This window comes from Rufibacter hautae, from assembly GCF_008271695.1.
Taxonomy (GTDB): Bacteria; Bacteroidota; Bacteroidia; order Cytophagales; family Hymenobacteraceae; genus Nibribacter; species Nibribacter hautae.
Map to the genome: position 1 here is coordinate 153,373 of NZ_VKKY01000003.1, position 14,204 is coordinate 167,576.

General features: G+C 51.3%; 14 protein-coding genes. 11 read left to right on the forward strand and 3 right to left on the reverse strand.

Translation table 11 applies throughout. The features are described 5' to 3' along the window. Positions 1–108 precede the first annotated feature (108 nt). From ccsA to recO, 9 genes are all read left to right on the forward strand, one after another. Positions 109–2,715: a cytochrome c biogenesis protein CcsA gene (gene ccsA, locus FOA19_RS17050; RefSeq protein WP_149092071.1), complete on the forward strand. Its 2,607-nt coding sequence runs from the start codon at positions 109–111 to the stop codon at positions 2,713–2,715. Positions 2,716–2,889: 174 nt separating this feature from the next. Further along, on the forward strand, positions 2,890–3,693 hold the full coding sequence (locus tag FOA19_RS17055) for a Rossmann-like and DUF2520 domain-containing protein (RefSeq protein ID WP_149092072.1): 804 nt from the start codon (positions 2,890–2,892) through the stop codon (positions 3,691–3,693). Positions 3,694–3,789: 96 nt separating this feature from the next. Then, positions 3,790–4,119 carry a 2Fe-2S iron-sulfur cluster-binding protein gene (locus FOA19_RS17060; protein WP_123127833.1) on the forward strand — a complete coding sequence of 110 codons (330 nt, stop codon included), beginning with the start codon at positions 3,790–3,792 and terminating at the stop codon, positions 4,117–4,119. Positions 4,120–4,268: 149 nt separating this feature from the next. Next, positions 4,269–4,508, forward strand: a complete 240-nt coding sequence (gene iscX / locus FOA19_RS17065; protein ID WP_149092073.1) for a Fe-S cluster assembly protein IscX — start codon at positions 4,269–4,271, stop codon at positions 4,506–4,508. A 79-nt stretch (positions 4,509–4,587) separates the two neighbouring features. Next, positions 4,588–5,082, forward strand: a complete 495-nt coding sequence (locus tag FOA19_RS17070) for a KdsC family phosphatase (protein WP_149092074.1) — start codon at positions 4,588–4,590, stop codon at positions 5,080–5,082. A 111-nt stretch (positions 5,083–5,193) separates the two neighbouring features. Then, complete coding sequence (locus tag FOA19_RS17075; protein ID WP_062543874.1) at positions 5,194–5,388, forward strand: cold-shock protein; 195 nt, start codon at positions 5,194–5,196, stop codon at positions 5,386–5,388. A 111-nt stretch (positions 5,389–5,499) separates the two neighbouring features. Beyond that, positions 5,500–6,345, forward strand: coding sequence for a geranylgeranylglycerol-phosphate geranylgeranyltransferase (locus FOA19_RS17080; RefSeq protein WP_149092075.1), 846 nt, complete (start codon positions 5,500–5,502; stop codon positions 6,343–6,345). Positions 6,346–6,445: 100 nt separating this feature from the next. After that, positions 6,446–8,761, forward strand: a complete 2,316-nt coding sequence (gene porZ / locus FOA19_RS17085) for a type IX secretion system anionic LPS delivery protein PorZ (protein WP_149092076.1) — start codon at positions 6,446–6,448, stop codon at positions 8,759–8,761. 93 nt (positions 8,762–8,854) lie between these two features. Next, positions 8,855–9,562, forward strand: coding sequence for a DNA repair protein RecO (gene recO, locus FOA19_RS17090; RefSeq protein ID WP_149092077.1), 708 nt, complete (start codon positions 8,855–8,857; stop codon positions 9,560–9,562). A gap of 95 nt (positions 9,563–9,657) precedes the next feature. On the opposite strand, the gene FOA19_RS17095 is transcribed toward recO, so the two are convergent. Genes FOA19_RS17095 through FOA19_RS17105 form a run of 3 tightly spaced genes read right to left on the reverse strand, consistent with a single transcriptional unit; the run spans position 9,658 to position 12,250 of the window. Beyond that, positions 9,658–10,176 (reverse strand): FKBP-type peptidyl-prolyl cis-trans isomerase, encoded by a 519-nt coding sequence (locus tag FOA19_RS17095; RefSeq protein WP_149092078.1) that lies wholly within the window; start codon positions 10,174–10,176, stop codon positions 9,658–9,660. An 11-nt stretch (positions 10,177–10,187) separates the two neighbouring features. Then, a complete protein-coding gene (locus FOA19_RS17100) occupies positions 10,188–11,207 on the reverse strand; it encodes an FKBP-type peptidyl-prolyl cis-trans isomerase (protein ID WP_149092079.1) in 1,020 nt (339 codons plus the stop codon). A 32-nt stretch (positions 11,208–11,239) separates the two neighbouring features. Next, positions 11,240–12,250 carry a DHH family phosphoesterase gene (locus FOA19_RS17105; RefSeq protein ID WP_149092080.1) on the reverse strand — a complete coding sequence of 337 codons (1,011 nt, stop codon included), beginning with the start codon at positions 12,248–12,250 and terminating at the stop codon, positions 11,240–11,242. A 193-nt stretch (positions 12,251–12,443) separates the two neighbouring features. Here FOA19_RS17105 and FOA19_RS17110 point away from each other — a divergent pair, with 193 nt between their 5' ends. Both FOA19_RS17110 and FOA19_RS17115 read left to right on the forward strand, forming a co-directional pair. Continuing rightward, positions 12,444–12,863 carry a nucleoside-diphosphate kinase gene (locus FOA19_RS17110; protein WP_149092081.1) on the forward strand — a complete coding sequence of 140 codons (420 nt, stop codon included), beginning with the start codon at positions 12,444–12,446 and terminating at the stop codon, positions 12,861–12,863. Positions 12,864–13,011: 148 nt separating this feature from the next. Next, entirely contained in the window at positions 13,012–14,166 is a 1,155-nt protein-coding gene (locus FOA19_RS17115; RefSeq protein ID WP_149092082.1) for an energy transducer TonB, read from the forward strand. Positions 14,167–14,204 lie beyond the last annotated feature (38 nt).

The window sequence follows — 14,204 nt, forward strand, 5'->3', positions numbered from 1 at the left end:
GAGGCAAAGCCAATTCTCCTTTAGTCTTTATCATTTATAAGAGTTTTAGAGGTGTTGTTTTGGGCTTTTGACCCAGAACTCAGAACCCAAGACTCATAACTATTTGAAATGGTTAATACTTTAATTGGTGATTTAGGTCACTACAGTGTCATTATCGCGTTTGTGACGGCGCTGGTGTCATCAGTCGCCTTTGCATTTTCTGCTAATGCCAAGGAGCTCTCTTCTGAGCAGCAGGATTGGAAAAAACTGGCCCGAGGTGCCTTCTTTGTGCACGTAGCGGCGGTTTTCGGCATTATCTTCTGTCTCTTCAACATCATCTACGCGCACCGCTACGAGTACCACTACGCCTGGAGCCACTCAAGTAACCACCTGCCGGTGCATTACATGATTTCCTGTTTCTGGGAAGGCCAGGAAGGGTCTTTCCTGCTCTGGATTTTCTGGCACGCGCTGCTGGGTCTGGTGCTGATCAAGTTTGCGGGTAAGAAGTGGGAAAGCCCGGTGATGTCGGTTTTCTCCTTCGTGCAGCTGTTCCTAACCTCCATGATCTTAGGGGTGGTGATCGGTGACCTGAAGATCGGTTCTTCGCCGTTCATCCTGATGCGTGATTTCATGACCGATGCCCCGGTGTTCCAGATGGACCCCAACTTCGTACCGAAGGACGGAACCGGCTTGAACCCGCTCTTGCAGAACTACTGGATGGTGATACACCCGCCGGTGCTGTTCCTGGGCTTCGCCACTACCTTGGTGCCGTTTGCCTTTGCTATTGCCGGCCTCTGGAAAAAAGACTTCTCTGCCTGGACCAAGCCTGCTTTGCCTTGGGGCTTGTTCGCTGCCGTGGTATTGGGTGTGGGAATCATGATGGGTGCCTATTGGGCGTATGAAACCCTGAACTTTGGGGGGTACTGGAACTGGGACCCGGTAGAGAATGCCGTGTACATTCCGTGGCTGGTGCTGGTGGGTGCTATCCATACGTTACTTGCCTTCCGGAAAAGCAAGACCGCTCTGCGCGCTACGTTCATCCTGTTCATCACCTCATTCCTGCTGGTGCTGTACGCTACCTTCTTAACCCGAAGCGGTATTCTGGGTAACGCTTCCGTGCACTCTTTCACCGACCTTGGCCTGTCTGGTCAGTTGTTCACGTACCTGGCAGCATTTGTGGTGTTGGCCATTGGTTTGCTGGTGTATCGGTGGAAACACATTCCGGCTACGGCCAAGGAGATTGCCACTTACTCTGGTGAGTTCTGGGTTTTCATTGGTGCGGCTGTGTTGTGCTTGGGTGCTTTCCAGGTGCTGGTGACCACTTCTATTCCGGTGTATAACGCCTTCATGGGCTTCATTGGCGTGAAAACCAACGTGGCCTTGCCTGCTGACCAAATTGCGCACTACACCAAGTTCCAGATGTGGATGGGGATTGCCATTGCTTTGCTCACCGGTACCGGTCAGTTGTTGTGGTGGCGCAAAAACAGTGAAGGCAACAAGTTCTCTGAGTTGTTCATGGTGCCGCTCATGCTCACGGCTTTGTTTGCCGCCCTTATCCTGCTGGTAAGCAAAATGGGTTATATTGAGCGCATTGATAATCCGGTGTACATTCTGTTACTGTTGGCGTCTCTGTACGCGGTGTTCAGTAACCTGGGCATTGTGTTTAGCCTCATCAGGAAGAAAGCCTCCATTGCCGGAGGCGCCGTGGCCCACATTGGGGTGGCCTTGATGCTGATCGGGATTCTGTTCTCCTCCGGGTATTCTAACATCATCTCCAAGAACATGTCTGGAATGGTGTACGCCCGTGAGTTCGGGGATGACATCAACCGCGACAACGTGCTGCTGTGGCGCAACGCCGGTACTGACATGGGGCCTTACAAGGTGACGTACAAAGGCCAGTACCTGGAAGTGAAAGACCTGCCGGATTACGTGAACAAGCAGCAGCTTTTCCGTTTGGAGGATGAGTTCAGAGCCGTTGCCCGTGGACCGCTGAAAGACGGTGACCAGATTAAGTACAAAGCCGGTGATACCGTAGACATCTACCCAGAGAATACCTACTACGAGGTAGAGTTCAAGAACCGCGAGTCTGGCGAGGTCTTCACCTTGTACCCAAGAGCGCAGGTGAACCCACAAATGGGATTGCTGGCCTCTCCAGATATCAAGATGTTCGGTACCAAAGACCTGTACACGCACGTTTCCACTATTCCAGACCCGAACGAAGAGAAAGAATGGGGCGAGTTGAAGGAGTACCAGGTGAAAATCGGGGATACGCTCTACCTCAATGACTACGTGGCGGTGCTGCACGGTATTGAGCCGGCCAAAGACACCCTGATGCTGAACCTGAAACCAGGCGATGTAGCTGTGCAAGCTGATATGCAGGTTCTAGGCGAGCGCCGCACCTACCACGCACACCCAATCTATGCCATCAGAGACCGCATGGTAGGCCGCGTACCGGAAGAGATTGAAGACCTGGGCCTCCGGATTATGCTCATGAACATTGACCCAGACAAAGGCGAGTTCACCATTGGTATCAACACTACCCAGAAAGACTACATCATCCTGAAAGCGATGGAGAAACCTTTCATCAGCATTCTCTGGATAGGTACCTTGATCATGAGCTTGGGCTTTGTGATGGCCATTGTGCGCCACTACAATGACGGCAAAGGCGGTAATGCCACTTCGCCGAAAGGCCCGGCCGGTAAAGAAGCCGTGAAACGCAAAAAGCAGATGGCCTAAACGCCAGAACTATCTAGAAAGCCGCGGGAGGATTCATTTTCTTCCGCGGCTTTCTTGTTTAAGGGCTGTTTAGAGAAAATCAGCCTGTAAACGCTTCGGCCAAAGAGCAACCGACTTACAGAAAAGGGAAAGCGGAAAGCTGCTAACTTAGCCCTCCACAAATAGGTGAAAGACATGAAGGTAGCAATTATTGGGGCCGGTAACGTAGCCACACACCTGGTGAAGGGCCTCCGGGAAGCGGGCATAGACATCCCTCTGGTTTACAGCCGCACACCGGCCTCGGCGCAGATTTTAGCGGGGCAGGTTCCGGGTGCGCAAGCCACAGACACCACAGACTTCCGGATATTGCCGACAGCCCAAGTGTATCTTTTGGCCATTCCAGACGGAGCGTTGCCGAAGTTGGTGGAGAACGCTGTTTTTCCAGCCGGTGCTGTGGTGGCCCATACGTCGGGGGCGCAGCCGATGGAACTGTTGGCTTCTTTGGCTGTGGTGGAGACCGGTGTCTTCTACCCGGTGCAGACGTTCAGCAAGGAAAAGGAACTGGACTGGAGCAGGATTCCCATCTGTGTGGAAGGTGCTTCTCCAAAGGCCGAAGAAGCCCTCTTGACGCTGGGGAAGGTGCTCAGCGAGCAAGTGGTTTTGATGAATGGCCGGGCAAGAAAGCAGTTGCACGTGGCGGCGGTGTTTGCCTGTAACTTTACCAATCATTTGTGGGGCGTGGCGCAGGAACTGTTGCAGAAAGCAGAGCTTCCGGTGAACCTTCTGGAGCCGCTGGTGCTGGAAACCGTGCAGAAAGCCTTTCAATTTCCGCCGTTCACGGTGCAGACTGGCCCGGCCCGCCGCGGTGACACCAACACCCTGCAAGCGCACTTGCAGCTACTGCAGACCCAGCCTCCCTACCAGCATTTGTACCAGGTGCTGACAGAAAGTATCCAAAGGGTGGCAGAAAATGAGCCGTTTTTTGGAAAACAGGCGTAAAACCCACTGGTGTCTTCTCGGTAACCGCGCCAAGCGGCATTGGTTTTGATTAGGGCGGCTGTATGCCTACCTTTGCACCTTTATTAATCCATAGGAATGAAAGTCGTTAATATTACCTATAAGTTCATGGACGGAAAGCCCGACGAAACCCATTTGGGTGCCGAAGGAGAGTCTGTTCTGGACGTTGCCCTCAACAACGGGATTCAGCTGCAGCACAACTGCGGTGGTGTTTGTGGTTGCAGCACGTGCCATGTTTACGTAGAGACCGGCATGGATGACCTGCCCGAAATCACCGACAAAGAGGAGGATTACATTGACCGCGCGGTGAATCCCCGCATCAACTCGCGGTTGGCCTGCCAGTGCGTGGTACAGGGCGGTCAGGACCTGGTGATCACCATACCCAAGCAAGATTTCCTGGGGCACTAATTAGTTATCAGTGATTTGTCTTTAGTGATTAGGGCAGGTGTAAACCCACCGTAACAAGCCTTATGCAAGGTTTGATGCCCTGCTTCAATCCCCGGCAAATCCCAGAAAACTAGCAACCATCAACTAAACACTATCAACTAGATAAAGATATGAGTAATCTGTATGAGCCACCTATGAAGTGGAGCGACCATGAAGACATTGCCATGGCCCTCTACGAGAAATTTGGCGATGACTTCTCCGAGAACAAGATCTACCGCATCCGGTTCACCGATTTGCTGGATTGGGTTCTGAGTCTTCCTAACTTTGAAGGCACCCGCGAGCAGGCCACCGAAGGCCACCTGGAGCAGATCCAGGCCAAGTGGGTGTACGAGTGGCGCGATAACCAATAGCCTTTCTCCGTTTCGGCCTTGTTTTCGTGGAAACAGGCCCTAAACGTAAATTGCAGTTCCTATCCCTGATGTCCTAACCATGCAAGCACTCCCTGATTTCAAGAGTATCACCACCTTCATTTTTGATGTGGATGGCGTTTTGACAGACGGCACCCTGCTGTGTTTCTCCACCGGAGAGCAGGCGCGGGCGTTCAACATCAAAGACGGGTACGCCATCAGGCACGCCCTGAAGAAAGGCTACCGCGTGGCCATCATCTCGGGCCGAAATGAACCCGGGGTGCGCAAGCGGCTGGAGTCGCTGGATGTGAAGGATATTTACCTGGGCTCAGAGAACAAACTGGACACCTTTCAGAACTACGTCTACTACTATGGCATTGACCCTGAAACCGTGGTGTTTATGGGCGATGACATGCCAGACCTGGAAGTGATGCAGCACTGCGGCATCTCGGCCTGCCCGGCCGATGCCGCCATCGACATCTGTGACATCTCGCAGTACGTGGCTACCGCCGAGGGAGGCAAGGGCGCGGTGCGCGAACTCATAGAGATGGTGATGAAGCTGCAGAAAAAATGGTAGCTATACGTACCTGTTTTTACTTGGTTTTCAAATTTTTATAAATAAAGTTTGGTTTTTGTATAATAATCATATATTTACAGAATCATTCATTATTTCAATTTTTAAATTTTTATGAAAACAGGAACTGTTAAATTTTTCAACGAATCCAAAGGCTACGGTTTCATTACAGAGGAAGCTACTAACGAGGATTTCTTTGTTCACATTACAGGCCTCAACGGTATCCAAATCCAACAGCACGACAAAGTAGAGTTCGACACCAAAGAAGGTAAGAAAGGCATCAACGCGGTTAACGTGAAGAAAATCTAACACTTCTACGCTTCATACTCATTTTGCATTCTCATCAAAAAGCCCCTGGTCCAGGGGCTTTTTTCATAGCTGGATTTTATGCCGTAACTTCCGTTTTCCTATCCAGCACCTGTGAAGCAATTTCTGGCCCTTATTCGGTTTCCTAACCTCCTTATTATGCTGCTGGCGCAGCTGATGGTGCGGAAGTTCCTGGTTTTCCCGGAGCGTTCCTTCCAGGATGCACTTTCCTGGCCTTTCGCCATTCTCATGGTGGCCACCATCTGCATTGCCGCGGCGGGCTACATCATCAATGACTACTATGACATCAAGATAGACCGCATCAACAAGCCAGAGAGGGTAGTGGTAGGCAAGTTCTTCACCCGCCGCCGGGCCATGATGATCCACCTGTATCTATCTGCGGCAGGTGTGCTGCTGGGGCTTCTGTTGGGCTGGCGCATTGGCGGGGTGTTGCTGGGCGTGGCCTTGCTGTTGTGGGGGTACTCGGCGCAGTTCAAGAAGCGGCCTTTTGTGGGGAATTTCACCATCGCGCTGCTCTCGGCGGTGATGGTCCTGGTGGTGCCGCTGCAGGCCGGACAGCCCTCCCTGGCCGCCTGGGCCTATGGCGTGTTTGCCTTTCTCATCTCCCTGGTGCGGGAGATCATCAAAGATATGGAAGACGTGCAAGGTGATGCCTCTTTTCGATGCCGTACCCTGCCCATTGTGCTGGGACTCCCTCAAACCAAGTGGATTTTGTACCTGCTGGTGGGGTTTTTCCTGTTGTATACCGGCTTTATCATGGCGCACCGGTGGCACGAACCGCTTTTTGTGGCCTACCTTTTCTTAGGCGTGATATTGCCTACTTTCTTGCTCCTGAGGCAGATTTTCCACGCTGACCGGAAGAAGGAATACGCCCAGTTGAGCTGGCTCTGCAAAGTGATCATGCTAGCCGGCATCTGTTCCATGATGGTGCTGCGGTAGGTCCGGCGCTATAGTTGAAATTTAAAACTGACCGATGCGTTTTAACTCTGTTTTTGGCAAACCAGGCCTAAAACAACCTTGATTCTGTGTAACTTTGGATATGACGCCTTCAGGTTTATTTAGGTGGGTTACGTTTCTGAGCGCTCTGGTCTGGAGCCTGGCCACAGATGCCCAAACGAGCCAGTTACCGCTGGGCGGTTGGCAGGTACACGTGCCTAACCACCGCGCCAAATCCATCGCCGAGACTCCTTCCTCGGTTTACTGCGCCACCGAAGACGGCTTCTTCCGGTACATCAAAGAAGAGAACACCCTCCAGAGACTCTCCCGTACCGATGGCTTCAGCGATGTGAACCTTGGCGCCCTTAGTTATGACTCGGCCTCGGCTACGCTGGTAGTGGCCTATGAAAACACCAACCTTGACTTGTTGAAGGACGGAAAGGTGCAGAACCTCACGGAGCTGCTGCGCAAGTCCATGACCGGCGCCAAGATCATTCACCACTTGGCTACCCACAACAAGAAGGCTTACGTCTCTACTTCCTTCGGGCTGGTGGTGGTGGACCTGGTAAAGCTGGAGATCAAAGACACCTACAGTAACCTGGGCGCACAAGGGGAGGCGGTGCAGGTCTACGCCTCGGCGGTATGGAAAGACAGCCTCTACATCGCTTCTTCGGGCGGACTCATGGCCGCCAACCTCAACAACGCCAACCTGCTTGATTTCCGGAGTTGGCGCCGCTTCGGCACTGCCGAGGGGATTCCCTTCGGCAGTGCCTCCGATGCTTTCAGAACCATCTCCGCTTTTGAGGGTGGCGTCTACGCGGGGATCAACGGCACGGGGCTGTATAGATTCGACGGAAGTTCCTGGAGCAAGGCGGCTTTCTCCACGGCAGACAATCAATATAAGTCCATAGAAACGAATGGCAGAAGGCTGGAGATAGCAGGAAGCCAAGAAGTTCTGGAAGTCACCGTGGCCGGACAAATGACACGTTTGACCCATCCGCTGTTGGTGGACCTCCGCATGGCTATTCCGGCCAGAGATGGGGGCGTGTGGGCAGCCAGCTATGAGAAAGGACTGGTACGGGCTTCCATCTCCGGCGCCGAGAGCTTCGTGCCCAACGGACCTGCCTTTGTGGATGTGTTTGGCGTGTACGCCGAGCCCGGTTTGTTCACGGTGCTGGGCGGCGGCTACAGCCAAGGCTATCTCCAGCGTTCTTCCGGGGCTGGGTTTTACCAGTTACAGAACGGCCAATGGACGAGTTACAATTTCGCTAGCGGGGGGCAGTTTCCTCAGAACGCCCGAGATTTGGTGATGGCGCGCCGGAACCCGGTGAACGGCAAGCTCTACATTGCTAGTTACGGTGCCGGTTTGCTGGAGTGGGAGGGCCTGGACAACGTGAAACTGTACAATAATACCAACAGCCCGCTGCTGAGCGCCATAGACGCCAATGACCGCAACTACATCAGGGTACCAGGTATTGCCATTGATGCGGCCGGAAGCGTGTGGGTCACCAACCGGAACCAGTTTGCTAACTCGCCGGCGCTTTTTGAGCTGAAACTGGACGGTACCTGGAAATCGCACCCTTTTAACGGCTATGGCTTGGGCAGCGGTCTTGACAAGGTGGTGGTAGATGAAAGCGGCTACAAGTGGGTCACCATCAGTACCAACGGCACCGATGCCGGCATGATTGTTTATGATGACCTTACCGGGCAGTACGCCTACATCGGCGGAGCCGGACAGGGTGGTTTGCCAGGTAAACAGGTTTTCGCGCTGGCGGTAGACCAACAGGGCGAAGTTTGGGCCGGCACGAACAACGGAGTGGCCGTGTTCTCCAGTACGCCCGATATTTTCACCTCGGCTTACAGCGGGGCTTATCTGCCCATTTATGAGCGTCGGCCGCTGTTGCAGGGACAGGTGATCAGGAGCATCGCTGTGGATGGTGGTAACCGCAAGTGGATTGGCACGGATACGGGGCTTTGGCTCTTCAATGAAACCGGGGAGAAGATGATCCATAACTTCACCACCAAGAACAGTCCTTTGCCCTCAGATAAGATCAGAGATATTTCTGTGGACCCATCTACCGGCGAGGTGCTCATCGGTACCGAGGGTGGTATTGCGGTTTTCAGAGGCAGCGCCACCCGAACGGAGGCCGTGAACAAGAACTGCCTGCAGGTCTTTCCTAATCCCGTGAGGACTGGTTTCACGGGTAACATCGGGATCTCTGGGGTGCCCGAGAACGGCTGGGTGAAGATCACCGATGTGGCCGGTTTCCTAGTATTTGAGGGCAAGGCCGCCGGTGGCACCTTTGCCTGGCACGGAAGAGATTACAACGGCCGCAAAGCCAAGCCTGGCGTGTACGTGGTCATGGCCTCGTCCCAAGATGGCTCGCAGACCTGCATGACCAAGATTGCTATTCAATAGAGGCTAGTCCTGTCCTATTTCCGGGGAACTGCCCCCTTGTCTTACCATGACCCACGCGCCTACGTATGGGTAAACAGAAATCAGAATCCATTTATGCTGGTAAAAACCCGGGGCATTGTCCTGAACTTCATCAAATTCAAAGAGTCGTCCATTATTGTACGCATCTACACCGAGGAGCTGGGTCTGCAGAGCTACATTGTGAACAGCGTCCGGAAGAAGGGGAGTGCCTCGCGCATTGCCTTGTTCCAGCCCTTCACGCTCTTGGACATGGTGGTGTACCCGGGCAAAGGAGGCCTCACGCGTATCTCTGAATACAAATGCAGCCACCCGTTCATGACCGTGCCTTATGACATCCGGAAGAGCAGTATTCTGCTGTTCTTGTCTGAGATGGTGTCCAGAACGGTGCGGGAAGAAGAGGAGAACCGGCCGCTGTTTGGGTTTCTGCACAACGCTATTCTGCTCTTCGACCAGATGGAGACTGGCTTTGAGAATTTCCACTTGGCTTTCCTCATCCAACTAGCCAACTACCTGGGCTTCGGGGTGCCTTCTGCTGATGAGGTGATCACGCAGATAGCTTTTGAGATGGGCGGTTCTTCTGGTTTGGGCAACAGCCTCATGCAATTGCAGCAACTGGAGCCTTACCTGACGGAAGTGATCAAAGACGCCGAAGGCGCCAAACTCCCCAACGGGAAAGTGCGCCGCGAACTGCTGCAGCTGTTGGTGCGCTATTTTCAACTGCACGTAGACCAATTGGGTGAGATCAAGTCATTACCGGTGTTGTCTGAAGTACTGAGTGAGTAAACAACTCAGCCGGGTTTAGCGGCTCTTTTCAGAAAACAAGGCAAAAAAGAAGGGCCTCCTGTTCAGGAGGCCCTTCTTTTTTGTGCTGACAACAATTAGAAGTTGATCAAGTGAATCTCAAACATGAGCGGGGTGTTAGGCGGAATGCTGGACTGTCCATAAAGACCGTAAGCCAGACGGGAAGGAATGAGCAATAAGGCTTTCTCGCCTTTTTGCATCATGGCTACGCCCTCGTCCCAGCCGGAAATCACTTTCCTTTGACCCAAAACAAACTTGAAGGTTTGCGCGCGGTCATAAGACGAGTCAAACTTCTGTCCATTCTGAAGAAAACGACCGATGTAGTTTACCTCTACCGTGCTGTTAACGGCAGGTTTGTCTCCGGTGCCCGCTTCCTTTTTCACGTAATACAGCCCCGAGGCCGTCTTGGTGAAATCGGTGATGTTGTTATCCGTGAGATACTTCTGGATCAACGCATCTTCCAGTGCCGCCTGGGCCGCATGGTCAAAGTTTGCATACGGATCATACGGATCCTTGTCATTGCAGCCGTTGAAGACGAAAAGTACCCCAATGGCTAGGAGCCACTGCCAAGCGTTTCTTCTCAGAAATTGTTGCATAAGAGTTTAGATTATAAACCTGCGCCCGGACCGGCAGGACCACCCGGACCAGTTGGGCCAGCAGGGGCTGCCGGAGCATCTTTAATGTCTACCAGTTCCACATCAAAACGCAGGATAGAGTTAGCTGGTAACTCGGCACCGCGTGCCATAGAGCCGTATCCCTGAGGAGAAGGAATCAACAAGGTGCCTTTGCTGCCTTTGTTGAATTGCTTGATGCCTTCTTCCCAGCCTTTGATCACTTGGTTCTGACCCAGCGGGAATTCAATTGGGTTACCGCCGTTAGATTTGTCAGAAGAGTCAAACTCTTTCCCGTTTAGCAGGGTGCCTTTGTATTTTACGGCTACTACCTTACCATCGGTGGCGTTAGGGCCAGCACCTGGTTGGGTAATCACGTAGTACACGCCGGAAGCGGTTTTCTGCACTTGCAGGTTGTTTTTCTTCACGTACTCCTGGATGAGTTTGTCATCAATAGGAGCTTGTTTGGCAGCGCGGGCTTCCATCTCTTTCTGCTGACGCTCCATCATCTTCGGATAGTCGGCCATGGCCTCTTGCTCGGTTTGCAGGTTGATGGCTTTCACGAAGAACGTAAGGAAGCTGCCTTTCTCAATGAAGGGAGGAAGCGGGCTTCTGAAAGTCTTGGCGAACAAAGTATCGGCGTTGATTCTGAACACGGCGCTATCGCCTTTGTCCAGCATCAGGAACGCTTCTTCAATGCTGCCTTTGTTTGGAGACGCTACCATTTTGATCTGGATAGGCATAGCGTTGTCTTTGGTGCTGAACAGCAAAGAATCTTTGGCGTTGCGGTACTCCATCTCAAAGCTCATTACTTTGTCAAGCTTGGCTTTGTAGGCGGCAGAGTCAGTTTTAGAGGCGTCTTTGATCTCATATTCACCTTCTTTGTTCTGGGAATAGAGTTTATATTCCAATCCGGAAGGAGCTTTCACAAACTCATCCTTGCCCAGGTTTTTGCAAGAATAAGAGAAAAGGGTCACTGCCACGGCGGGCAGCAGGTACAATGATTTTTTGAACATCGGTTTTAGGTTATTAAGCGTCTTTTAAGGGTTTAGTTTACCAGTTGTTCCGCATACTGCGGTAATAGACTCACAAATTTTTGCACAGTTTCGTTCAGGGGCAGCGGGGAGATGCCGCCCGCGGCGTTCTTGTGTCCGCCGCCGTTGAAGTGCGCCCGTGCAAACTCATTCACCGAGATGTCGCCCACCGAGCGGAAGGAGATTTTCACGGCCTCTTGGCGTTCAATGAACAGGGCGGCAAAGCGTACGCCTTCAATAGAGAGGGCGAAGTTCACCAATCCCTCGGTGTCACCGGTCTGGGAGTTGTATTGCTTCAATTCCTCGGCGGTCACGGCAATGAAAGCGGTGTTGAATTCGCGTACCACCGTGAGCTTGTCTTTGAGCACGTAGCCCAGGAACCGCAGCCGCGACTCTGAATAGCTGTCATAGATGTTGCGGTGCACCTTGCAGATGTCAATGCCGTTGTGGAGCAGGTCTGCAATGATCATGTGCACGTTGCGGGTGGTGCTGGAGTGCCGGAAAGAGCCCGTGTCGGTCATGATGCCGGCGTAGAGGCACTCGCCAATGGCCACATCCACCAGCGCCTCATCGCCCATCTCCCTGATCACCTCATACACGATCTCCGCGGTAGCGGCGGCGTTGGTGTCAGAGAACATGATGTCAGCAAAGTCTTCGGGCTGAAGGTGGTGGTCAATGAGCACTTTGGTGCCCGTGGCCTGCTGAATGTAGTTGCCCAGCTCGTTGATGCGGCTGAGGGCACTGAAATCCAGACAGAAGATGGCTTCGGCCTCTTTGATGATGGCTTGGGCCTGGGCATCGGTCTTGGGGCTGTACACCAACACGTCTTCGTTGCCGCTCATCCAGTTCAGGAATGAAGGGTAGTCAGACGGAGTGATGACTTGTACCTGGTGCCCTTTTTTCTTAAGGTAGCCAGCCAATCCCAGTGAAGACCCCAAAGCATCCGCATCCGGTTTATGGTGCGTGGTGATCATGATCTTCTTAGGAGACTCTAATAGCTCCTTTAGCGCGTTGATTTGCTGCATTGTATACTCACAGTCCGCTTTGAAAAAATAGCGGATACAAGCTGCAAAATTCTAAAGAATTAAAGTACAAACCAAATAAAATCAATCAACTGCCCAACGGCCCAGTATTTTTGCCGTACAGAATGGGTTTTGGCCCAAACTGTATTAATTTTGCCGGGCAATTTCTATTTAAACCGATAACGAAAGAAGAAAAATGGCTGGAAACGTAACGTTCACCATGATTAAACCAGATGCCGTGAAGGATAACCACATCGGCGGTATCACCAAAATGATGGAAGAGGCTGGCTTTAGAGTAGTGGCCCTGAAAAAGACCCGCCTTACTGAGGAGCGTGCCGGTCAGTTCTACGAAGTGCACAAGGAGCGTCCTTTCTACGGCGACCTGGTGAAATACATGAGCTCTGGACCCATTGTGGCCATGATTCTGGAGAAAGACAACGCCGTGCTTGATTTCCGTACCCTTATTGGTGCTACCAACCCAGCCCAGGCTGAGGAAGGAACCATCCGGAAGATTTACGCCAAGTCTGTGGAGGCTAACGCCGTTCACGGTTCTGACTCTGACGAGAACGCCCAGATTGAAGGTGACTTCTTCTTTGGCGCTGACGAGCGTTTCTAAGCTCTTTTAGAGAAAACATACCCAAAACGCCTGGCTGCAAAGTCAGGCGTTTTTTTTTGTGAGCTTTTGGAGGAGTTTTATCCTGAAACTAGTCAGTTGATAATGATAAAGGTTTAATTTAGAGTATGTTGAACTAAATACCTTAACCATGAAGCTAACCCTACCCTTGCTCTTTTCCACGCTCCTGTTCTTCGTACTTGTGTGTAGTGCTAACATTTTTCTAGTCCCAGAGCTACAAAGTCATGTGATGCCAGTTACGATATTCTATGATACAGATTCAAAAGTCACAACCAAAGAGAAGGCATTTATCATAAGGAAGGCCTCTTTAGATACGGTGAGTAATACTTTAGTAGGTGAAGTGAAAGATGATTACAAGGATGGTAGTCCAGCAATGCGAGTCACTTACAACGCGAATGGAAAGAATGGAGTGTTTCAGCAGTTCTACCCTAAAAAGCAATTAGAAATCCAAGGACAATATGTTGCTAATCAGCCAAACGGGTTATGGAGGTATTATTATCCAGACGGAAAATTAAAGCAGGTCATAGAGTTTCATCCAAACAAGAAGTTTAGTGTGAAACAATATTTTGACGAAAATGGCCAACAATTACTGAAAGATGGAACTGGAGAGTGGAATACTACGATGCTTGCCAAGTGGGGCGTCTATTTCAACACAGTAATTGTCAAAAGCCAATGGAAGAATGGGTTAAAGGATGGTCATTGGGAAGTGTCAAGAGGAAATAACAGAAGGTATTTAGTAGAACATTTTGAAAAAGGTGAGTTCAAGAGAGGTGAATCTTATGATAATCAAGGGGAGAAAATAGTTGGAGAGTATAGCGTTCAGAAAGCAGAATCGTTTCCTTTTTTTGAAATAGGGGAATACCGGGAGAAGATGGATGTAAGCCAAACCTTGGGTACAAAAGCAAGGGCTCTACGGTATATTCTACGTAAAGAGCATTTAGGTACTCCAGATACCTCAACAATTGTCTATACTGAAAAAGATAGTTTAGATAAACGGCCGGAGTTTCCAGGAGGCACCCGTGCAATGTTTAAATATTTAGGTGACAAATTTAGAATTCCTGAAGACGTCAAGAAAGTTGGCGTTGATGGCGAAGTGGTGATTTCGTTTGTGGTCAGGCCAGATGGAACGACGAAAGATATAGAAATTGTGAAGCCCTTGTTTCCAAGTATTGATGAGGAGGGCATGAGAGTTGTTGCCAATATGCCTCTTTGGATACCCGGTATTCTAAATGGTAAACCTGTAAATGTAAGATGTACTGTGCCGTACAGAATTGTAATTCGCTAGTTAATGATTAACGTCAATTTTACTGTCCTTGATTGTTA